21 protein-coding genes and 1 pseudogene are annotated in these 20593 nt (G+C 71.9%); 12 read left to right on the forward strand and 10 right to left on the reverse strand.

Going from position 1 to position 20593, the window contains the following annotated elements; genetic code table 11:
- Window positions 1-23: 23 nt before the first annotated feature.
- Window positions 24-1178 carry a type ISP restriction/modification enzyme gene (locus ACIPK3_RS19775; RefSeq protein ID WP_402571275.1) on the forward strand — a complete coding sequence of 385 codons (1155 nt, stop codon included), beginning with the start codon at window positions 24-26 and terminating at the stop codon, window positions 1176-1178.
- On the opposite strand, the pseudogene ACIPK3_RS19780 reads toward ACIPK3_RS19775, so the two are convergent.
- Window positions 1175-1300, reverse strand: a pseudogene (locus ACIPK3_RS19780) (TetR/AcrR family transcriptional regulator); the annotation flags it as partial. The gene ACIPK3_RS19775 and the pseudogene ACIPK3_RS19780 sit on opposite strands and share 4 nt — an antisense overlap.
- Window positions 1301-1449: 149 nt before the next feature.
- On the opposite strand from ACIPK3_RS19780, the gene ACIPK3_RS19785 reads away from it, so the two are divergent.
- Window positions 1450-2646, forward strand: coding sequence for a CaiB/BaiF CoA transferase family protein (locus ACIPK3_RS19785; RefSeq protein WP_402571277.1), 1197 nt, complete (start codon window positions 1450-1452; stop codon window positions 2644-2646).
- A 110-nt stretch (window positions 2647-2756) separates the two neighbouring features.
- On the opposite strand, the gene ACIPK3_RS19790 is transcribed toward ACIPK3_RS19785, so the two are convergent.
- The 3 genes from ACIPK3_RS19790 to ACIPK3_RS19800 form a co-directional block, all read right to left on the reverse strand.
- Complete coding sequence (locus ACIPK3_RS19790) at window positions 2757-3029, reverse strand: hypothetical protein (RefSeq protein ID WP_402571278.1); 273 nt, start codon at window positions 3027-3029, stop codon at window positions 2757-2759.
- 127 nt (window positions 3030-3156) lie between these two features.
- On the reverse strand, window positions 3157-3969 hold the full coding sequence (locus tag ACIPK3_RS19795) for an anti-sigma factor domain-containing protein (protein ID WP_402571280.1): 813 nt from the start codon (window positions 3967-3969) through the stop codon (window positions 3157-3159).
- Window positions 3966-4508 (reverse strand): sigma-70 family RNA polymerase sigma factor, encoded by a 543-nt coding sequence (locus ACIPK3_RS19800; RefSeq protein ID WP_402571282.1) that lies wholly within the window; start codon window positions 4506-4508, stop codon window positions 3966-3968. The genes ACIPK3_RS19795 and ACIPK3_RS19800 overlap by 4 nt, the downstream gene beginning before the upstream one ends.
- A gap of 205 nt (window positions 4509-4713) precedes the next feature.
- Between ACIPK3_RS19800 and ACIPK3_RS19805 the strand changes: the two genes are divergently transcribed.
- The 4 genes from ACIPK3_RS19805 (at window position 4714) to ACIPK3_RS19820 (ending at window position 11644) form a co-directional block, all read left to right on the forward strand.
- The gene (locus ACIPK3_RS19805; protein ID WP_402571284.1) at window positions 4714-6255 is read left to right on the forward strand and encodes a DUF4331 domain-containing protein; all 1542 of its coding nucleotides are present in this window, start codon (window positions 4714-4716) and stop codon (window positions 6253-6255) included.
- A gap of 611 nt (window positions 6256-6866) precedes the next feature.
- Window positions 6867-8309, forward strand: a complete 1443-nt coding sequence (locus ACIPK3_RS19810) for a tetratricopeptide repeat protein (protein ID WP_402571286.1) — start codon at window positions 6867-6869, stop codon at window positions 8307-8309.
- Entirely contained in the window at window positions 8306-9976 is a 1671-nt protein-coding gene (locus ACIPK3_RS19815; RefSeq protein ID WP_402571287.1) for a sulfite exporter TauE/SafE family protein, read from the forward strand. The genes ACIPK3_RS19810 and ACIPK3_RS19815 overlap by 4 nt, the downstream gene beginning before the upstream one ends.
- Before the next feature lie 27 nt (window positions 9977-10003).
- The gene (locus ACIPK3_RS19820) at window positions 10004-11644 is read left to right on the forward strand and encodes a protein kinase (protein WP_402571409.1); all 1641 of its coding nucleotides are present in this window, start codon (window positions 10004-10006) and stop codon (window positions 11642-11644) included.
- 4 nt (window positions 11645-11648) lie between these two features.
- Here the strand turns inward: ACIPK3_RS19820 and ACIPK3_RS19825 are convergent, their stop codons facing one another.
- Window positions 11649-12458, reverse strand: a complete 810-nt coding sequence (locus ACIPK3_RS19825; RefSeq protein WP_402571289.1) for an SGNH/GDSL hydrolase family protein — start codon at window positions 12456-12458, stop codon at window positions 11649-11651.
- Between the two features lie 259 nt (window positions 12459-12717).
- Here ACIPK3_RS19825 and ACIPK3_RS19830 point away from each other — a divergent pair, with 259 nt between their 5' ends.
- Together ACIPK3_RS19830 and ACIPK3_RS19835 are read left to right on the forward strand one after the other, a co-directional pair.
- Window positions 12718-13812, forward strand: coding sequence for a DUF5925 domain-containing protein (locus ACIPK3_RS19830; protein ID WP_402571291.1), 1095 nt, complete (start codon window positions 12718-12720; stop codon window positions 13810-13812).
- 20 nt (window positions 13813-13832) lie between these two features.
- Window positions 13833-14615 (forward strand): DUF72 domain-containing protein, encoded by a 783-nt coding sequence (locus ACIPK3_RS19835; protein WP_402571293.1) that lies wholly within the window; start codon window positions 13833-13835, stop codon window positions 14613-14615.
- 74 nt (window positions 14616-14689) lie between these two features.
- Here ACIPK3_RS19835 and ACIPK3_RS19840 read toward each other — a convergent pair whose 3' ends face one another.
- On the reverse strand, window positions 14690-15061 hold the full coding sequence (locus ACIPK3_RS19840) for a GntR family transcriptional regulator (RefSeq protein ID WP_402571295.1): 372 nt from the start codon (window positions 15059-15061) through the stop codon (window positions 14690-14692).
- 72 nt (window positions 15062-15133) lie between these two features.
- Between ACIPK3_RS19840 and ACIPK3_RS19845 the strand changes: the two genes are divergently transcribed.
- Both ACIPK3_RS19845 and ACIPK3_RS19850 read left to right on the forward strand, forming a co-directional pair.
- Window positions 15134-16063, forward strand: coding sequence for a GNAT family N-acetyltransferase (locus tag ACIPK3_RS19845; protein ID WP_402571297.1), 930 nt, complete (start codon window positions 15134-15136; stop codon window positions 16061-16063).
- The gene (locus ACIPK3_RS19850; protein WP_402571298.1) at window positions 16044-16544 is read left to right on the forward strand and encodes a DUF402 domain-containing protein; all 501 of its coding nucleotides are present in this window, start codon (window positions 16044-16046) and stop codon (window positions 16542-16544) included. The genes ACIPK3_RS19845 and ACIPK3_RS19850 overlap by 20 nt, the downstream gene beginning before the upstream one ends.
- 12 nt (window positions 16545-16556) lie before the next feature.
- On the opposite strand, the gene ACIPK3_RS19855 is transcribed toward ACIPK3_RS19850, so the two are convergent.
- Complete coding sequence (locus ACIPK3_RS19855; RefSeq protein ID WP_402571299.1) at window positions 16557-17171, reverse strand: class I SAM-dependent methyltransferase; 615 nt, start codon at window positions 17169-17171, stop codon at window positions 16557-16559.
- Window positions 17172-17283: 112 nt separating this feature from the next.
- Between ACIPK3_RS19855 and ACIPK3_RS19860 the strand changes: the two genes are divergently transcribed.
- A complete protein-coding gene (locus tag ACIPK3_RS19860; RefSeq protein ID WP_402571300.1) occupies window positions 17284-17418 on the forward strand; it encodes a hypothetical protein in 135 nt (44 codons plus the stop codon).
- A 200-nt stretch (window positions 17419-17618) separates the two neighbouring features.
- On the opposite strand, the gene ACIPK3_RS19865 is transcribed toward ACIPK3_RS19860, so the two are convergent.
- From ACIPK3_RS19865 to ACIPK3_RS19875, 3 genes are all read right to left on the reverse strand, one after another.
- Window positions 17619-18059: a hypothetical protein gene (locus ACIPK3_RS19865; protein WP_402571301.1), complete on the reverse strand. Its 441-nt coding sequence runs from the start codon at window positions 18057-18059 to the stop codon at window positions 17619-17621.
- Window positions 18060-18611: 552 nt separating this feature from the next.
- Window positions 18612-19490, reverse strand: a complete 879-nt coding sequence (locus ACIPK3_RS19870) for an esterase/lipase family protein (RefSeq protein ID WP_402571303.1) — start codon at window positions 19488-19490, stop codon at window positions 18612-18614.
- A 172-nt stretch (window positions 19491-19662) separates the two neighbouring features.
- The gene (locus tag ACIPK3_RS19875; RefSeq protein ID WP_402571305.1) at window positions 19663-20109 is read right to left on the reverse strand and encodes a MarR family winged helix-turn-helix transcriptional regulator; all 447 of its coding nucleotides are present in this window, start codon (window positions 20107-20109) and stop codon (window positions 19663-19665) included.
- Window positions 20110-20214: 105 nt separating this feature from the next.
- Here ACIPK3_RS19875 and ACIPK3_RS19880 point away from each other — a divergent pair, with 105 nt between their 5' ends.
- Window positions 20215-20589 carry a cupin domain-containing protein gene (locus tag ACIPK3_RS19880; RefSeq protein WP_402571411.1) on the forward strand — a complete coding sequence of 125 codons (375 nt, stop codon included), beginning with the start codon at window positions 20215-20217 and terminating at the stop codon, window positions 20587-20589.
- Window positions 20590-20593 lie beyond the last annotated feature (4 nt).

Here is a 20593-nt window from a genome sequence, read left to right on the forward strand (position 1 = left end):
GCCGCCCACCGTCAGGTCGTACCATGCCGACCGTGACGAACGACGACGCTCCGCTGCTCGCGGACCTCATGCCGTGGTCCGTCGCCCCGTTGCGGCCCGGCCGGACCTGGCCCACCGCGCCCGACGCGGCCTCGCTGAGGACCCGCTGGGACACCCTGCTGAAGGCCGAAGGGCCCGGCCGTGCGGCCCTGTTCGAACCGACGCGGGCCCGCACACCGCACTCGGCGGTGGGGCAACTGCCGGGTCAGCGGTCGGGCACGGAGAAGCTGGCGCGTGCCGCCGGCCCCTGTCCGGAACCGGTGCGGGTGCTGGCCGCCCCGTTCGACGAGCAGTGGCTGATTCCCGACCACCGGCTGATCGACACGGCCCGGCCCGAGCTGTGGCGGGTGGCGGACGAGCGGCAGGTCTTCGCCGTGGAGACGCCCGCCGGCGTCCCGGGCCCACCGCTGCTGGCGACCTCACTGCTGCCCGTGCTGCGCCCCGGCCGCATACGCCCGCTGTTCCGCCGCCCCGGCGGCACGGAACCCAACCTGACGCCGGGCCTGCTGGAGCACCTGGCCGACCGCCTCGGCCTCGCCCCCGGCCCGCTGGACGTCCTGGCCTGGATCCTGGCGACGGCCCGCCCGGGGCTCACCGTGCCGCTCACCTCGGACGCCGGTCTCTGGTCCCGTGGCGTGGACTCGGGCCGCCGCCTGTTGTGGCTGATGCGCCGTGACGGCGACCGCCCCAGGCTGCCGGGCGGCCGCCGCCCCTATGTCCGTGCCCCGCTGCCGTCCCGGCCGCTCACCCTGCGCTACGACCGCGACGAGGCGGCCCTGCACCTGGACGAGGGCCGGATCTCGCCGGTGGCGCCGGGCGCCTGGGACTTCGAGGTGGCCGGGGTGCGTGTCCTGGAGCAGTGGTTTGCGGCCCGCGCCGCGCCCGCCGAGCCGGGCACCCTGGCCGCGATCGGCCCGGCCGCCTGGCCGCAGGCATGGACCTCGGAGCTCCTCGAACTGGTCACCGTACTGACCCTGTTCGCCGAACTGCCGCCCATGCCGCAGGAGTTGACCGCACCGATCACCGGCACGGAGCTGCGCGCGGCGGGCGTACTCCCGGTCCCGGACACGGCCCGCCGCCCCGCCTCGGTCCTGGACCACCACGAGGAGGGCCCGGAGGGCCAGTTCGCGCTGATCTAGCGCGGCGCGAACGCGTCCACCACCCGATCGAGCGCCCGCCCGAACACCGCCTCCAGGTCGATCGGACCCGCGTCCTCCGTGAACACCGCCGCCATGTGCGGGTACGCGCCCGAGGCGAGCCGGCCTCTGCCGGACTGGCTGCGCACGCTCGCCGAGTGGAACCCGATCGGCGCGGTGACCACCGGTACGCCGAGGGCGGGCGTTGAGCAGCCGGTCACACGTGCGGGACGCCTGCTGACAACGGCGTCGCTCCCGGGTCATGATCCAGCCCATGGACCGACTCCCCCTGCCCCTCGAGGGCATCACCGTCGTCGCCGTCGAACAGGCCGTGGCCGCGCCCTTCGCGACCCGGCAGCTCGCCGACCTGGGTGCCCGGGTCATCAAGGTCGAGCGGATCGACGGCGGTGACTTCGCGCGCGGCTACGACACCGCCGCCAACGGTCTCGCCTCGCACTTCGTGTGGTGCAACCGGGGCAAGGAGTCCATCGCCCTGGACCTGAAGGACCCACGCGGTCTGGACGTGGTACGGCGGCTGGTGGCGGACGCGGACGTGTTCGTACAGAACCTGGCGCAGGGGGCCGCGGCCCGGCTCGGGCTGGACGCGGCCACGCTGTGCGCCGCGCACCCGCGGCTGGTCGCCGTGGACATCTCGGGGTACGGGGCGTCCGGGCCGTACGCGGACAAGCGGGCGTACGACATGCTCGTGCAGTGCGAGGCGGGACTGGTGTCGGTGACCGGGACGCCCGAGCAGCCGGTGAAGGCCGGTGTCCCGGCGGCGGACATCGCGGCGGCCATGTACGCGTTCTCCGGAGTGCTGGCCGCGCTGGTACGGCGCGGAACCACCGGGCGCGGCGGGCCGGTCGAGGTGTCGATGCTGGAGGCGCTCGCCGAGTGGATGGGGCATCCCCTGCACCATGCGATGCACGGCGGAACTCCCCCGGCGCGCACCGGGCTCGCGCACGCCGTCATCGCGCCGTACGACGCCTATCCGACGGCGGACGGCGGGCGGGTGCTGTTGTCGGTGCAGAACGACCGGGAGTGGCGGCGGCTTGCCGAACAGGTCATCGGGAAGCCGGGGTTGGGTTCGGATCCGGAGTTCGCGACAAACGCCGCGCGGGTGGCGGGCCGGGAACGCACCGACGAACTGGTGGCCGAGGCACTGGGCGCGCTGTCCGCGGACGAGGCGCTGGCCAGGCTGGAGGAGGCGGGTATCGCGTGCGCACGCCTGCGGGACCTGCGCGAACTGGCGGAACACCCACAGCTGGCGGCCCGGCAGCGATGGCGGGAGGTGGGGACACCGGTCGGGCCGCTGCGGGCACTGCTGCCACCGATCACCTTGCCGGGCGGAGGCGAGGCGCGAATGGGGGACGTGCCCGCACTCGGGCAGCACACCGGGGCGTTGCTGCGCGCCGTGGGGATGACGGACGACGAGATCGCAGCGCTTCGCCGGGAGGGTGTGGCGGCCTAGGGGCGTCTGCGTCCTGATCCGGACGACAGCCCCTGGACCTCCCGGCGGATCAGGTCGCGGTGTGGACAGGGCGCCTGATCAGCGCCGGTGAGCGGGGCCTGGCGCGGGCTTCAGTGTCTGTGGCCGCCGAACAGCGAACGGCGCAGTCGGCGCAGCGGCGCGAAGAGGGAGACGCGGCTCACCCGCGCACCCCGGTCGCTGCGTCGCGCGGGCTCGCGCGCGGTCAGCTCAAGCATCAGCATGGTCGCTTCCGCGGCCTTCTGCTGCGGTACGGCGGGTCCCGCCAGCACCGACAGATGGCGGTCGAGACGCGAACTGGTCGCACCGCTGCCGCAAGTGATCGCAGGGACCCTGGCCCTGGTGCGCACTGTTATCTGCTCCATGTCACTCCCCACCCGTACGAGTCCACCCGGCCCCGGGCAGGGTAACCCTATCGCCCCATCCGGGCATGCGTGTATCTCGGCCACAGGATTCACCTTCCTCGTAACGGTGTTGACGATTCCCCGACGGTTACTCTCCGAATCCAACCGATTTCAGGGCGAGTTGGACAACAGGCTTGGTTGTGGGCCGTGCTGACCCTCCGTCAGGCTCGACGGTTACGGCGAGTGACGTGGAGGACTTTTCCAGATCGGTCGCGACCAGGGGCGTGTCGGCCTTGAAAAGACCCAGGGAGCGCGGTTGCGCATGGGGGCGCATGAGCCAGAGCTGATGCACGTGCCCGCCGGGCGGTGCCGCGTATCCGCTGAGGGTGACGACGGCTCGCCCCTCGGAAGCGGAAGCGATCACTCCGATATTTCCGCCGCGCGCGTCCTCCCCGCTGGTCGTGCGGGCGTCGGGAGCGGCCAGAACGTGGGCGATCTCACGCGCCTGCGCACGCTCGGCGTCGAGTTCGTCCTGGGTCCGGCCCGCCTGCACCGCGAACAGCCCGGCGACCACCAGGGCGGCCGCCGCGGTCGCCGTGGCGAACGGGAAGAGCACGGGGCGCGCCCGGGGCGCACGGGTGCGGGCCGGCGGCGGCTGCGTGCCCCAGACGTGCGGCGGGAGTTGGGGTGTGCGCTCGCGCACGGGAGCGGCCTCTTGCGGTGTCGCGCGTACGGCGGCCAGCACCCGCTCGCGCATCGCCGCCGGTGGCCGGGCCGCGGTGGACCAGGCGAGCCGCACCGCATCCTCGGACAGGGCCCGCACCTCCCCGGCGCACCGGTCACACCCCGCCAGATGCTTCTCGAACCGCCGCCGCTCACCGGGATCGAGCGCGTCCAGCGCGTAGGGAGCGGCGAGCGAGTGCGGGTCCTCGCGCCGGAACAGTTTGCCGAACACACTCACGCCGCGCCTCCCAGGCACTCGCGCAGCCGGGTCAGTCCGTCGCGCATCCGTGTCTTCACCGTGCCAAGCGGCAGCGACAGTCGTTCGGCCACCTCACGGTAGGTGTAGCCGTCGTAGTAGGCGAGGGTGACGGACTGGCGCTGGAGCGCGGTGAGCCGGTCGAGACAGCGGCGCACCCACTCGCGTTCCAGTCCGGCTTCGACCTCCTCGGTCACCTGGTCGAAGGCGGGGGACCCGGCGCGCATCGCCTCGCGCTGCTCGCGCTCGCCCGCCGCGCGGGCGCTGCGCACCCGGTCGACGGCACGGCGGTGGGCGAGGGTGAGAACCCAGGAGAGGGCGCTGCCCCGCTGGGGATCGAACCTGGCGGCGGAGCGCCAGAGTTCGAGGAGCACCTCCTGGGACACCTCCTCCGACTGCGCGGGGTCGCGCACCACGCGCCGCACCAGTCCGAACACCGGCCCGGACACCAGTCCGTACAGATCCTCGAATGCCCGCTGGTCGCCGCCGGCCACGAGCACCAGAAGTTCGTCAGCCTTCACTCGGGCCCCCTCTCCCCCTCCGCACCCGGACCGTCCTCTCACACCAGGCATTCGCAACGAACGCACCTCCGGATGGGGTACGGATCAGCGGTCCGAAAACGCGGGTCCGACGACCGGAAAAGATTTTTTGCGCCAGACCAATCCGATCGGGCCTCCTGGTCCGTATACCCGTCCGTCAAGCAAGTTGGGACTGAGGACGGACGGCATGACACCTCATATTTCCAGGAGCGGAACGGGACGCAAGGGCCTGGTCACGCTCGTCTGTGGTGCGCTGGCCGCCGGTGGGCTCACCGCCGCCGGCGTGGCCGCGCTGGTACCGGGGGCGGCCTCCGCCTCCTCCCACCGGGAGGCCCCGCTCATCTCGGGAGCCCCGCAGTACGACAACACCGACCTGTACGCGTTCGTCAGCCCGGACAAGCCGGACACGACGACGATCGTGGCGAACTGGATCCCGTTCGAGGAGCCGGCCGGCGGGCCGAACTTCTACACGTTCGCGGACGACGCCCAGTACGACATCCACGTCGACAACAACGGTGACGCGCAGGGCGAACTGCTCTTCCGCTACACCTTCAAGACGCACACCAAGAACGGAAACACGTTCCTGTACAACACGGGTCCGGTCACCAACCTGGCCGACCCGGACCTCAACATCACGCAGACCTACGACCTCGACCTGGTCAAGCTGAAGAACCAGCGCGAGGTGTCGAAGACGAAGCTCGCCGACGACGTGCCGGTCGCGCCGTCGAACGTGGGCAAGGCGTCGATGCCGGACTACGGCAAGCTGCGCTCGCAGGCCATCTACAAGACCGCGGGCGGCACCTCGACCTTTGCCGGTCAGGCCGACGACCCCTTCTTCGCGGACCTCCGGGTCTTCGACCTGCTGTACGGCGGGAACCTCTCCGAGGTCGGCCGGGACACCCTCAAGGGCTACAACGTCAACACCATCGCCCTCCAGGTGCCCAACGACCTGATCCGCGAGTCGTCGAAGCAGCCGGTCGTCGGCATCTGGTCGACCACCCAGCGCAAGAACGCCCAGGGCTACTACTCGCAGGTCTCGCGCCTCGGCAACCCGCTGGTCAACGAGGTCGTCAACCCGCAGAAGGACAAGGACAAGTTCAACGCGTCCTCGCCCTGGGAGGACGCGCAGTTCCTCAAGAACGTGACCAACCCGGAGCTGCCCAAGCTCATCGAGGGCATCTACAAGATCAAGGCGCCGGCCGAGCCGCGCAACGACCTGGTCGACGTGTTCCTCAAGGGCGTCAAGGGCCTCAACCAGCCTCCGTATGTGAAGCCCTCGGAGGAGCTGCGCCTGAACACCTCCATCACGCCGACCATGCACCCGAAGCGCCTCGGTGTCCTGGACGGCGACAACGCGGGCTTCCCCAACGGCCGCCGCCTGACGGACGACGTGATCGACGCGTCCCTCCAGGTGGTCGAGGGTGAACTCGTCGGCTCCAAGAACGACCTGGGTGACGCGGTCGACAAGAACGACAAGAAGTTCGAGAAGTACTTCCCCTACGTGGCCGAGCCGACCTCGGGTTCGCGCGGTGCGCTCGCCAAGGGCACGACCGGCGGCACGGACGTGAAGAGCCAGCTCGGTGACGCGCTCCAGCCCGCGAACTCCGCGTCCGGCGGCTCGGACAACACGGTGCTGATCGCCGGCTCGGCCGCCTCGGGCGCGGCCGGGATCCTGCTCATCGGCACGGCGCTCACCTGGTGGCGCCGCCGGATGCAGCGTCCGTACTGATCCGTCCGCACCCCACCGAACCGGCGCGGCCCGCGTGGCACAACCCCCCACGACGCGGGCCGCGCCCACACCCGGTCCACCAGCAGCGACCAGCCGATCCAGGAGAGGGCATGTCCCCGCGTACGAACGACGACCAGCCCGCCACGCGGCCGGTGGACACGGCCGAAGCCGCCGGTTCCACGAAGAATTCCCCGACGGAGTCGGTGGAGGAACCCGTGACGGAGCCTGGGACAGGGTCCCCGACGGAGCCCCTGCCGGAACCCGTGACGGAGTCGGCACCGACGCCCATGACGGAGCCCGCACAGAAGCCCGCAGCGGGGCCCGCACAGGAACCCGCGACAGAGCTCGTCAACGAGTCCGCGGCGGCGCCAGAACAGGAACCCGCGACAGGATCCGCACGGGAGCCCGTGGCGGAGCCCGCACAGAGCCCCGTGGCGGAGCTCGTCAACGAGCCCGCGACGGAGCTGGCACAGGAACCTGCGACGGAGCTCGTCAATGAGCCCGCGACGGAATCCACACGGAAACCCGCGCCGGAGCCCGTCAACGAGCCCGCGGCAGCGCCCGCACAGGAACCCGCGACAGGATCCGCACAAAAGCCCACGGCCGAGCCCGTGGCGAAGCCCGTGACGGAGTCCGCCAAGGAGACCGCAGCGGGGTCCGTCAAGGCGATCGCCGTCGAGGAGGACGAGCGGGTCGTGGCCGTGCGGCGGGTTCGTGCCGCTGGGAGCCGTTGGCGGGCCGCCCGGCTCGCGGGGTGTGCGGCGCTGCTCGCCGTCGCGGTGACCGGCGGCGCGATCGCCCTCGGCGCCTCGCGCGGCCAGGCTCCGGCGCCGGTGGCCGCCAGCGCCGTGACGCCCGGGCTGCTGAACAGCAAGGACCTCGACGCGAGCATCACGGCGCTGCAGGCCCAGCTGCGCTCGCAGCCGAGGGACCACGGCGGCTGGGCCACCCTGGGACTCGCCTACGTCGAACAGGCGCGGACCAAGGGCGACCCCTCCCGGTACGCACAGGCGGAGCGCGCACTGAGCCGCTCGCTCGAACTGGCCCCGGACAACGACCAGGCCCTGTGCGGCAGGGCCGCCCTCGCCGCCGCCCGGCACGACTTCAAGGACGCCCTGACCTACGCGGACCGGGCGCTGAAGCAGAACCCGTACAGCGAGCGCGCGCTGTCCTCCCGTATCGACGCTCTGGTGGAGCTCGGCCGGTACGACGAGGCCGCGAAGGCCGCCGACACGGCGGACGAGCGACGCCCCGGCGTGCCCGTGTTCACCCGGTACGCCTATGTGCACGAGCTGCGCGGCGACACCGGCACCGCCCGGCGGGTCCTGGAGCAGGCCCTGTCCGCGGCCACCTCCCCCGGCGACGTGGCCTACGTCGCCGCCCAGCTCGGCCAGCTCGCCTGGAACCAGGGCGACTACCGGACGGCGCTCACCTATTACGCGCGCGCCCTGGCCGCCGACGACACCTACCTGCCCGCCCTGGAGGGCCGGGCGCGCGCCCAGGCCGCTTCCGGCGACCGGGACGCCGCCGTCCGGGGCATGGAGACCGTCGTGTCCCGCTATCCGCTGCCCGGCCCGCTGGTCGAACTCGGCGAGCTGTACGAGGCCCGTGGCGCCGAGGGCGACAAGACGAAGGCCGCCGACCAGTACGCGCTCGTCGACGCCTGGACCGCCCTCGCCCGTGCCAACGGCGTCAACGCCGATCTCGACACCGCCCTCGCCGCCGCCGACCACGGCGACAGGGCCGATGCCCTGCGCGCCGCGCGCGCGGAGTGGGCCCGGCGCCACACCGTGCACACCGCGGACGCCCTCGCCTGGGCGCTGCACGCCAACGGCCGCGACGGGGAGGCCCTGACCTACGCCCGCCGGTCCACGGCCACCGGCTACCGCAACGCGTCGTTCCTCTACCACCGCGGCATCATCGAGCTCGCCACGGGCCACCGCGAGGACGCCCGCACCTCGCTCACGGCGGCCCTGAAACTGAACCCCGGCTTCTCCCCGCTCGGCGCGAGCCGCGCCCGTACGGCGCTGAAGGGCCTGGAGGCGGCCAAGTGAACCCACCACGCAGGCTCTTCGCCTCCGCCGCGGCCGTGCTCACCGCGGCCTGCGCGCTCGCGCTGACGCCCGCCGCGCGCGCGAGCGCGCACCCCCTCGGCAACTTCACCGTCAACCGTTACGACGGTCTGGTCGCCGCCGCCGGGCAGCTCCGCGTCGACCATGTCGAGGATCTCGCGGAGATCCCCGCCACCCAGGCCAAGCCCGACGTCAAACGGCTGGGCATCACCGAGTGGGCCAAGGAGCGGTGCGAGCGGGCCGCGCGCGGCAGCACGGTCACCGTCGACGGCCGGGCCGTCCCGCTGACCGCCGGCAGCGGCCACGCCCGGCTGCGCCCCGGCCAGGCAGGACTCGACACCCTCCGTGTGGAGTGCCGTCTCACCGCGGAACTCCCCTCCGGGAAGGGTGCCTTCTCCCTCGGCTTCCACAGCGCGGGCACGTCCACCGGGCCCGGCTGGCGCGAGATCACGGCACGCGGTGACCGGATGACCCTGACCTCCTCGGACGTTCCGAAGAAGTCCGTGTCCCACGAACTCACCTCCTACCCGAAGGAGTTGCTCTCCTCCCCCGCCGACACCGCCGACGCCTCGCTGCGCGTGCGCCCCGGCGGACCGGCCCTCACGGCCGAGCGGCAGGACGCCCCCGCCGCCTCGGTCCTGCCCCGGGGCGCCGACCGCTGGACCCGCGCCCTGAACGACCTGGTCGCCCGCCACGACCTCACCCTGGGATTCGCCGCCCTCGCCGTACTGATCGCGGTCTTCCTGGGCGCGCTGCACGCGCTCGCCCCGGGACACGGCAAGACCCTGATGGCGGCGACGGCGGCGGCCCGGGGCGGCCGGGCCCGCATGCGCGACGTCCTGCCGCTGGCCGCCTCGGTCACGGTCACCCACACCCTCGGCGTCGTCGCCCTGGGCCTGCTCGTCACCGCCGGTTCGGCCGCCACCCCCTCGGTGATCGCCTGGCTGGGCATCGCGAGCGGCGTCCTGGTGACCCTGGCGGGCGCGAACCTCGTACGACGCGCCTGGCGTGAGCGCGCCCGCGCGCACCGGCACGCGCATGACCACGCTCACGGCCACGACCACGGCAACTCCCACTCCCACTCCCATGAGGAGGCTCCGGAGCGCTCGCTGGCACTGGCGGGCGCGCCGGGCGGAGCCACATCAGCGGCGCACGAACACGGGCACGGGCACGGGCACGGCCACAAGCACGAACACGGCCATCACCAGGACCACGACCACGGGCATCACCACGACCACGACCACGACCACCCCCACACCCTGGAGCACACACACGGCGGCTTCACCCACACCCACTCCACCGCCCCCACCCTGCGCGGCACGATCCTGCTCGGCTTCGCGGGCGGCCTCGTGCCCAGTCCGTCGGCCGTGGTGGTCCTCGTCGGCGCGGCGGCCCTCGGACAGGCCTGGTTCGGGCTGCTGCTCGTCGTCGCGTACGGCGCCGGGCTCGCCCTGACCCTCACCGCGGCCGGGTTCGCGGTCGTCAGGCTGGGTACGGGAATGACGCGGCTGCTGGACAGGCGGCCCCGCTGGACCGCCCATCCGGTGACGGCCCTGGTGCGCCGGACGGTGCCCCTGGCGTCGGCGTTCGTCGTCCTGGCCCTCGGGGCCGGATTGGTACTCAAGGGGGCGGCATCCGCACTCGGCTGAGCTACGTTGGTGGAGCATTCACGCGAGATGCCGTGGGGGGTGCCGGTGTCCGGAGAACAGGGCGGTGAACGGGTCGTCGCGGGCCGCTACCGGCTGCTGTCCCCGCTCGGCGAGGGCGGTATGGGGACCGTGTGGCGGGCTCGGGACGAGGTGCTGAACCGCGAGGTCGCTGTCAAGGAGGTGCGGGCCCCGGCCGGGTTGGCCGGCCCGGACGTCGAGCGGATGTACGCCCGTCTGGAGCGCGAGGCGTGGGCCGCGGCCCGGGTCGCGAACCGCAATGTGGTGACGGTGTACGACGTGGCGCTGGAGGGCGGACGGCCCTGGATCGTCATGGAGTTGATCCGCGGGGTGTCGCTGGCCGACCAGCTGGAGGCCGAGGGTCCGCTGTCACCGCAGCGCGCGGCGCACATCGGGGCGGAGGTGCTGGCCGCACTGCGCGCCGCGCACGCCGTCGGGGTGCTGCACCGGGACGTGAAGCCGGGCAACGTGCTGATGTCGAACGACGGCCGGGTGGTGCTCACCGACTTCGGCATCGCCACGGTCGAGGGCACCTCGGCGATCACCATGACCGGCGAGGTGATCGGCTCGCCCGAGTTCCTCGCCCCGGAGCGGGCGCTCGGCCGTACGCCCGGCCCCGAGTCGGACCTGTGGTCCCTCGGTGTGCTGCTGTACGCGGCCGTGGAGGGCGTCTCCCCCTTCCGTCAGAACACTCCGCTGAGCACCCTGCGCGCCGTCGTGGACGAGGAGTTGCCGCCGCCGCTGCGCGCCGGGCCGCTCCGGCCGGTCGTCGAGGGCCTGCTGCGCAAGGATCCCGCCGACCGGCTGCCCGCCGCGGTGGCCGAGCGGGAACTGCGGCTCGTCTCGGCGGGCGGCACCGCCCAGCGCGCGGACACGGGGCCCGGATCGCCGTATGCCCCGACCGCCGTGAACCGCATACCGCGCAACGACCCCACACCGCCGATGCCCGTACCGGCCCGGCCCGTGCCGACGGCGCCGGTACCGCCCGCGTCCACCGCGCCGGACCGTGACCGGCGTGCCTCCGTCGTCCTGATCGCGGGCCTGGTCGCCGTGGCACTGGCGCTGGCCGGGCTGGCGTACGCGCTGGTGGACCAGGGCGGCAGCGGCGACAGGGCCGGGAGCGGTGCGGCGAGCAGCGGCCGGGTGAGCCGGAGCGCGGACGCCCCCTCCCCCTCCGCTTCGCCGAGTACCGAGAGACGGCCCGCCACCCCGTCGCCCTCGGCGAGCGGCATCCGGCCCAGCGCCGAGCCCGCCCAGTCCGTGCGGGTGTCGGTGGCCGGGGCGAACACGGAGTATTCCGGGAGCTGTCCGCCGCCGACCGCGCAGGCGCCCGCCTTCACGGCGACGTTCACGGTGGGACGGCTGCCCGCGCGGGTGGAGTACCGGTGGGTGGCGCGGAACGGGAAGCTATCCGACTCGGAGTGGAAGACGCTGTCGTTCCCCGAGGGCGGCGGGCGGACCAGGCAGGACCGGGTGATCGTGACGACGTACGACGACAGCGGTGAGGGACGGACGCTTCGGAACGCGATCGGTGTCGAGGTGCGCGGTCCGGTGCGTGTGACGTCGGACTCGGTGCCGTTCTCGGTGACCTGTACGAGGACGGAGACCCCGGGGGACGGGGCCTCCTCCTCGCTGTCGGCCTCCCCCTGAGGGGTCAGGCCGTGCTGTTCAGCACGGGCAGGTAGCCGCCCGACTGCCCTGCGGCGGTCGGGTGGTAGGACTCGCCGATGTCCAGCCATTCGAGGCTGTGCAGCCAGGAGCCGCTGGAGCAGATCTCGTGGCCGGTGAAGGTGGTGCGGATGTCACCGAAGGCGAAGCCGTGGTCGGCGGCGCGCTTGGCGACGGCGGCGTTCAGATAGTCGGCCGCGCCGTTGATCGCGGAGCGCTTGGTCTCGGAGAGGCCGATGCAGGACGTGCCCAGTTTGTACATGCGGGGGTAACCGAGCACGACCACGTGGGCGGACGGGGCCCTGCTCCTGATGGCGTTGTACACGTTGTCGAGTTTGCCGGGAAGGGTCGAGTCGACGTAGGCCCTGGCGGTGTTGATCCGGGACAGGCAGGTGCTGTCGGAGTTGAGGACACAGGTCGTCATCACGTTGGCGAAGCCCGCGTCGTTGCCGCCGATGGTGACGGAGACGAGGGCGGTGGAGGAGCTGAGCGAGCCGAGCTGGTTCGCGAGGACGTCGTCCGTCGTGGCGCCCGAGCAGGCGTTGAAAGCGAACGAGGACGGGGCGTGCGCCGCGTTCCACAGGTAGGGGTAGGCCTTGGTGCTGCGGTCGCAGCTGCCGCTGGAGCTGATGTAGCTGCCCGATCCGACACCGGACGAATAGGAGTCGCCGAGGGCCACGTAGCCCCCGGTCGCGGCGAGTTGTGGGGACGCCTGCGCCGCGGCCGCCCCGGTGAGGGTGAGGCCGGCGGCGAGGAGGAGTGAGGACACGTATGCCGCAAATCGGGAACGTCTCATGGAACCTCCCTTTAGCAGGATCTCTGCCACAACTGTCGTACCAACTACGCGTGTTGACGGGAAGTGTCCATGCCAAAACTTTTGAGGGCTCAACCGGCGCTCGGGCGGGGGCGGATCGAAACCCGGCCCCGGACGCCCCCATGACGTCCCGTCAAGGACGGCGGTGGCGAAGGGGCCCGGGAGGGGAGGTCTCGGGGACATCCGGAACAAGCGGCGGAAATGCGGTGCGCGCGGCACTTCGGTGCCGGATCATGGCGGCATGCCTGCGAAACCGCACGACGCGCTGCCGATCCGGCTCAACGTCGACGACTCCGACTCGCCGTCCGACGTCATCGACGCGCTGTTCCTCGGCCGCTTCGCGACGGGCGAGCAGCCCTACTCGCACGCGGCCAACATCGACCGCGTCCGCTCCGGCGTGTCCCTGCTGCCGCAGGACGCCCAGGTGCTGCGGGTGGCCCGCGACGACGACCGCAGCGCGACGCTGGCCGAGGGGGACGGCTGGACGCTCCTGGTCTCCCGCTGGAACCGCGGCGCGGACGTCACGGTGACGGCGACCAGTGCCGAGCTGGCGAAGGAGGTCCTCGACCGGGCGACGGACGGCGCGGCGGACGAGCCGGAGCCGCAGCCGGAGAACGTGACGATGGGCTTCTGGTACGTGTCGCCGAGGCGCGGCCCGCACCGTACGACCCGGCAGATCTCGGCGGGCACCTGGGACGAGATCCGGCCCAACTACACGGCACCGGTGGCGCAGGCCATGGACCGGCTGATGAAGACGACCCCGGAGGACATCGCGGGGCGGCTGCTGTTGCTCCACGGCCCACCGGGCACCGGGAAGACCTCCGCGCTGCGCACACTGGCCCGCTCCTGGCGGGACTGGTGCCAGGTGGACTGCGTACTCGACCCCGAGCGGCTGTTCTCCGACGTCGGCTATCTGATGGACATCGCGATCGGCGAGGAGGACGCGGCGGGCAAGGGGCGCTGGCGGCTGCTCCTGCTGGAGGACTGCGACGAACTGATCCGCGGCGAGGCCAAGCACACGGCGGGTCAGGCGCTGTCACGGCTGCTGAACCTGACCGACGGCCTGCTCGGTCAGGGCCGCAATGTGCTGGTCGGCGTCACCACCAACGAGGACCTGGAGCGTCTCCACCCTGCCGTGGTCCGCCCCGGCCGCTGCCTGGCCCGGATCGAGGTGGGCCCGCTGACCCGCCGGGAGGCGGTCACCTGGCTGGACCGGGAGGAGGGCGTGGGCCGCGAGGGCGCGACGCTGGCCGAGCTGTACGCCCTGCGCCGGGGCTCTTCGCCGACGTCGGTGCCGGGGGCGCGGGAAGAGGCGGACGCGGGGCTGTATCTGTAGGCCGGTGCTTTGATGGACGTATGACCCTGTACGTCGGCACCTCCGGGTGGCAGTACCGGGACTGGCGCGGCGTGCTGTACCCCGCCGATGTGCCCGTGCGGCTGTGGCTGGAGGAGTACGCGGCGCGGTTCGCCACGGTGGAGGTCAACAACGCGTTCTACCGGCTGCCGACGCGGGAGAACTTCACCGCGTGGCGGGACCGGGTGCCGGAGGACTTCGTGGTGGCGGTGAAGGCGAGCCGGTTCCTCACGCACATCAAGCGGCTGAAGGACCCGGCGGAACCGGTGCACCGCCTGATGAGTCACGCGGCGGGCCTGGGCGGCCGACTCGGGCCCGTGCTGCTCCAGCTGCCGCCGAACCTGCGGGCCGCACCGGAGCTGCTGGACGCGTGTCTGGCCTGCTTCCCGTCCGGGACCCGGATCGCGGTCGAGCCCCGCCACGACTCGTGGTGGACGCCCGGCGTGCGCGAGGTCCTCGAATCCCGGGGCGCCGCCCTGTGCTGGGCCGACGTACGGGCCCACCCGGCCACTCCGTTGTGGCGCACCGCCGACTGGGGCTACGTCCGCTTCCACGAGGGCCGCGCCCGGCCGTGGCCGCGCTACGGCCGACGGTGCCTGGCGACCTGGGTGGACCGGATCGCGACAACGTGGCCCGGAGCACAGTCCGACGCGCAGGACGTGTACGCGTACTTCAACAACGACCCGGGCGGGGCAGCGGTGACGGACGCGAGGGCCTTCGCCGCGCTGGCGGCGACGGCGGACCTGCCGGTGACCCGCACCCCCGGGCCGGCCGTGCACCACTGATCACACCGGTCCCGCCTGGGCGGACGGCAGGCCGAGCGGCTCCCGACCCGTCTCGCGGCCCGTCATCCGTCCCGTCATTCGTCCCCGAAGGCCGCCCGCAGCGCGTCACGTACGGCGGCCAGTGCCGCCTTCTCCTCCAGGCCGAGCCGTCGGACCCGCTCGGCGTAGCTCTGGGCGGCCGTCGCCGCCTCGCGCTCGGCGGCCGAGCCCGCGGCGGCGACGAAGGTTCCGTTGCGTCCCCGGGTCTCGATCACCCCGTCGGCCTCCAGCGCCCGGTACGCCTTGGCCACCGTGTTGACCGCGAGCCCCAGTGTCTCGGCGAGCCCCCGCACGGTCGGCAACCGGTACCCCACCGGCAGCGCGCCCGACCGCGCCTGTTCGGAAATCCGCGCGCGGACCTGCTCGTACGGCGGCGCGCTGTCATCGATGTGGATCTTCAAGGTCACGGGCCCGATTGTTCCGTACCCGGCGGAAAATCGGAGGCAGCGGGGGCGGGGTCCGCATAGCGTGCGGGGACCATGACAGTGATTATTCGTGACCTGAACCCTGATGTCCCGGCCGACCTCGAAGGCTTCGCCGAAGTCCGCCATCTCGCTCTTCCGTACATCCTGTTCACCGCCGACTCGGTCCGTCATCTCCTCACCCACAGCCATCCCGACGCCCGCTTCCGCTCGCTCGTCGCGGTCGAGGACGGCGAGGTGATCGGCACGGCCCAGGTCGCCCTCGCGCACGACAGCCCCGAGCCCGGCCAGGGGTATCTCAACGTCTATGTGCGCCCGGACCGGACCCGGCGCGGCGCCGGCCGACTCCTGGTGCGGGCGGGCGAGGAACACCTGGCCGACGCCGGTGCGACCAAGGTGTTCAGCTGGGTCCTGGACGAGCCGGACAACCACGCCTTCGCCGAGCGGTACGGCTACCGGCGCGGCCGTTCGGCCCACTTCCTCCGCCTCGACGTGGCGAGCGGCACCCTGCCGCCGCTCCCCGAGGTCCCCCAGGGCGTCGAACTGCGCACGGCGGCGGACTTCGCGGACGATCCGCGCCCGCTGTTCGAGCTGGACGCGGAGACCACGTCGGACGAACCCGGCGAGGTCACCATCGAGTTCACGGACTACGACGCCTGGGTCGAGCAGAACTGGCGGCATCCGCTGCTGAACCGTGAGCTGACGACGGTCGCGGTCGTCGACGGCCGGCCGGCCGCCTTCAGCGTCGCCTACACCGACGGCGCCTCCCGCTACTTCACCGCGATGACCGGTACCGCCCGTGCCCACCGCGGCCGTGGCCTGGCCAAGCTCGCCAAGATCCACTCCCTGTACCGGGCCCGGACCACCGGCGTCACCCAGGCCTACACGGGCAACGACGCGGGCAACGACCCGATGATCGCGATCAACGAGTGGCTCGGCTACGAGACCTGCGCGGCGGAGGTGCGCTATGTCCGCGAACTCGGCTGAGCCGCCGGCGCGGGTGGACGTCGCCCTGGTCAAGGGCGGCCGTACGAAGATCCGCTACCCGGCGGAGCTGCTCGCGGACGACGGTGTCCACCTCCGGGTGCGTGCCCCCTGGGCGGCCGACGGCGTCCGGGACTTCGGATTCGTACGGTTCGAGCCGGGCGACGTGTTCACCGAGCACTACTGGCGCGACCGCTGGTACGCCGTGAAGGAGGTACGGGCCGCCGACGGCACGCTGAAGGGCTGGTACTGCGACATCACCCGGCCGGCCAGGCTGTCCGGCACGGACCTGGTGGTCGAGGACCTCGACCTGGACCTGTGGCGCTCCGCCGACGGCACCGACGTACTGCGCCTGGACGAGGACGAGTTCGCGGCGAGCGGCCTGGCCGGGACGGACCCGGCCGCCGCCACCGCCGCCCTGGCCGCACTCGACGAGCTGGAGTCGCTCGCCCGCACGGACGGCTTCGGGACCCTGCTGGCCTGACGCGGCCCGGAGTCACACCATGGCCACCACCGCGTACCGCTCGTCGTCCACCCGCCTGCCCCACAGCTGTTCGTCGTCCGAGAGACGCTCGACGCGCACCTGTCCGGCGAGCGGTGCCAGCAGGCCCACTAGCCGGTCCGCGGGTATCCCGGACGGGCTGACCGTCCCCCACACGCCCTCGACCAGCACCAGCCGTCCACCCGGCCGCAGCAGCCCGCTCCAGTGCCGCAGTACCCGGTCCGGGTGGGGCAGCGTCCACAGCACATGCCGCACCAGCACGACGTCGTAGCACCGCTCGCCCACCGGGGGTGCCGCCGCGTCGCCGGTCAGGAACACCGCGTCACGCCCGGCCAGCTTGGCGCGGGCCCGCTCCACCATGCGCGGGGACAGGTCGACGCCGGTGACACGGTGTCCCCGCTCGGCGGCGAGGAGGGACAGGCTGCCGGTGCCGCAGCCCAGGTCGAGGAGATCGGCGGGCCGGCCGGGCAGCCACGTCTCCAGCCGGGCGGCCCAGGCCGCGCGCACCCGAGGATCGCGCAGCCCGTGATCCGGTTCGTCGTCGAAGAATGCGGCCTCGGCGTCCCAGTCGACACCCGCTGCGGTCGTTCGGTCACGCTGCTCGTTCATGCCCCCAGAGTGACACCCGCCACTGACAGACCTGGGCCGATGAGGAATTCTCCCGGAACACGTCTACCACCGTGCGACCACGGAAACACGGTAGGCGGTGAAGGAGGCAGCCATGCGCCGCACCACTGTGCAGAAGCCCCTGAAGAAGACGGAAGGCCGCCGCGTCCGCGAGGAAGCCGACGAGCGCCCGGCGGACCGCCCCGAGGTGCGCAAAGACATCGCCCGCACCTGGTGGCCGGACGCCTGACGCCCTGCCGACCGAGCTGCACGCCATCTGCCTCAGCTCCGCGATTTCAGCCGGCCGCGTTGGCGCGAGCCCCACAGATCATGGCTCCGCCGTCGTGCCTAACCGGAGGTCATCCCTGACCAGCTGGTCGGGCGCACCACAACCGCGCCGGATCACGCGGAGAACATGGTGGCCAACCCAGCGAAAGGGCCTGCAGCGATCTACGGCTGAACGGCGGGATCAATCGCTCTCACCACGTGACCATCCGTGGTCCCGCCCGCGCATTTCCAGACCGCGGTCTCATGGAAGTAACCCACATGCAGACCGCGGTCGTGCTCGCCGCAGACGGGCCAGGTCACGCGATGGTGGCTCATGACGAATTCCTGCACTCCTTCCGCCACAGCACCCAGAACCTCTGCCGAATCGGGTGTGGAGACCTCCGCCGACTTGATGTGGACCACGCCGACCGGTCCCAGGTCCGGGTCGCGCACGTGGTCGATGTAGCAGAAGTCGTCGCCGGTGGCCGGTTTCCCGGTGTCCTGCTCCGCCGACCTGGTGACCGTCTCGAAGGCCGATCTCGCCATGGAGAAGGTTCGCGCGGTCCAGGATTCAAAGAACTCCGATTCCGGAATCTCTCCACGCTCGCCGTACAGCTCGGCCATCCACGTCAGCACCTCCTCGGGGAGCTGCTCCCCGTGCCGCCAGACCGCTCGCAGCATCCGGTCCTGCCAGTCCGAGAAACTCGACATCAGCGCTGCCTTCCGATGGCAATGAAAGCCGGGGGAGAAGTGGCTGCCCGCTCCCCCTCCCCGATGAGTCGCGCTCGATTACCAAGGCACGATAACCACTGACACCGACAGTAAGACTTGCGGTGGCGCTGTCGCGGGTCTGACCCAGGCACCGACTGACGCTTCGGCTCTCCTTTGTTCGGTGCGATGGCGGTTACGGGCTACGCATGACCAGCCGTGCCGTGTCCCATCCCGCGTGCAACCGGCCCATGGAACCTGGCAGATGCGCCGCCGGGAGCCAACCGAGGCGCTAGAGGGTTCCATCCCCTCTTCCTCAGCCTCCGGTTAGTTCGGCCTTAACGCCGCCATAAAGATCTCCGTCACCCGCCCTCAGCAGGTGATTTCACGGATTCCCGGGGCTAGTTTCGAAGCGGGGCCCGACCGGCGGCTCAGGCCGGTCAGGCCCCGACGGGGTCACCGAGGGCGTCAGCTGAACACCGACGCGCAGCTGGTGGCGCTGGCGCGTGCGGGGTCGAGCGCGTTGGCCACCTCGTGGAAGGCGATCCGGTCGAGGAGCCCGATCGCCACGTGCTCGGAGAGGTCGAGCGGGCACAGGTCCTGGAGCAGGACGTTGTGCACGTCGGAACCGCTCAGGTACTGGTCGCGCCACGGCGTGGCCACCTCGTCGTACTTGGTGGCGATGACCGTGTAGTGCACTCCGGGGACGGTGTCGCCGCCCGCGTTGAGCTTGGCGAGGAAGGCGGACCCCTTGATCTGGTCGGCGAGGCCGGGGGTGGTGGCCTTGATCAGGTCCGCGGCGCCGGGGAAGTACGGCAGCAGGTTGGTGAGGCCGTTCAGGTCGGTGCCGTGGCTGTCGGGGGCGAGTCCGACGAGGGCGTTCACCTTGGCGGCTCCGCCGAGGAACTTGAGGTAGTAGCGGGGCATCATGCCGCCCTGGGAGTGGCCGACGAGGTCGGCCTTGGCGGCGCCGGTGGCGGAGAGCACCCGGTCGACGTAGTCGGAGAGCTGCTGTGCCGACTTGTCGATGGGGCCGAGGCCGTAGAAGAGGGGGACGCCGGGCAGTTGCCCGTAGTCGAGCGAGAAGACGCAGTACCCGCGGTCCGTCAGGTAGGGAGCGAGGGACAGCCAGTTGTCGATGGAGTTGCCCAGCGTGCCGTGCACCAGGACGACGGGGCGGGGGTGGGAGGCGGACGGCTTGCAGGACCAGTCGTTCCACCCGCGGCTGGGGGCGGAGGACGCCTGCGCGGTGGCGGAGGCGGCGGGGAGAGTCGCGACGGCGGCGGCCAGGAGCAGCGCGGCGAGGGGTCTGGCGAGAGGTCTGACGACACGCTTCCAGGGCAGCATCAGGTGGTCTCCTTGCGGCTCAGGGGAGTTGAGACGGCCTTACGCCCTGTGATCCGGATCACGAGGATGCTGTTCACCCGTCAAGTTACGGGCGAGTAGTGGAGGTGTGAAGTTACGCGTCAGTAAAAACTTCCAGTGGTAACCGGCGATGCGCTATGGAGCCACCGGTCCGTCACCAGGCAGGCCTGATCGGACCGTAGGGCGCGATGCGCGTCAACCGGTCCCGCAACACCCGCACTTCACCCTCGCCCAGCAGTTCGACCCATGCCTCGACGACCTCGGCGGCCGCCTCCTCCGCCGCACGCGTGCAGGCCCGTCCGCGCTCGGTGAGCACGATCAGCCGAGCACGCGCGTCCCCGGGGTGCGGCCGCCGTTCGGCATAGCCCTTGCGTACGATCTCGTCCGCGAGCTGACTGGCGGCCTGCTTGGTCACCCCGAGGTGCGCGGCGAGGTCGGTGACCGTGGCCCCGTCCGGGGCCAGTCGCGCGAAGGCGAAGCCGTGCGCGGGCCGCAGCCCCTCGAAGCCGCGGGCGACGACCCCGTCATGGATGCGTTGCGTCAGCTCGCCGGCGGCGGCGAGCAGGGCGGCCGACAGGGCCAGGGCTTCGGAATTCTGCACGCGATTCTGCACGCGGGCATTCAAACACCCTTGACACATCAGTCAAGTAGCTTGACCATATAGTCAAGCAGCTTGACCAAATGCACCCAATGGCCGGAGGCCGTCTTGTCCGTCATCCGCTCGTCCGAATCCGTCACCCACGAGATCCACGGCGCCCGCTTCGTCTCGTTCGCCTCTCCCCGCACCGGCAGCAGGGAACTGTGCGCCTGGCGGGGTGAGATCCCTGCCGGGACGAGGGCGCCCGCGCACACCGTTACCCGTGAGGAGATATTCCACCTGCTCATCGGGGAGCTGGTGATCACCCTCGACGACCGCACCGAGCGGATCGGCGCCGGCGACACGGTGATCGTCAATCCGGGCGTCACCTTCGCCGTCGAGAACCCGACCGACCACACCGCGGTCTCCTGGGTCACCACCTCCATCGGCCTGGAGGCCGAACTGGCCGACGGCACGCGCATCACGCCACCGTGGGCCAACTGAGTCA

This window comes from Streptomyces sp. NPDC086787, assembly GCF_044745865.1.
Taxonomy (GTDB): Bacteria; Actinomycetota; Actinomycetes; order Streptomycetales; family Streptomycetaceae; genus Streptomyces.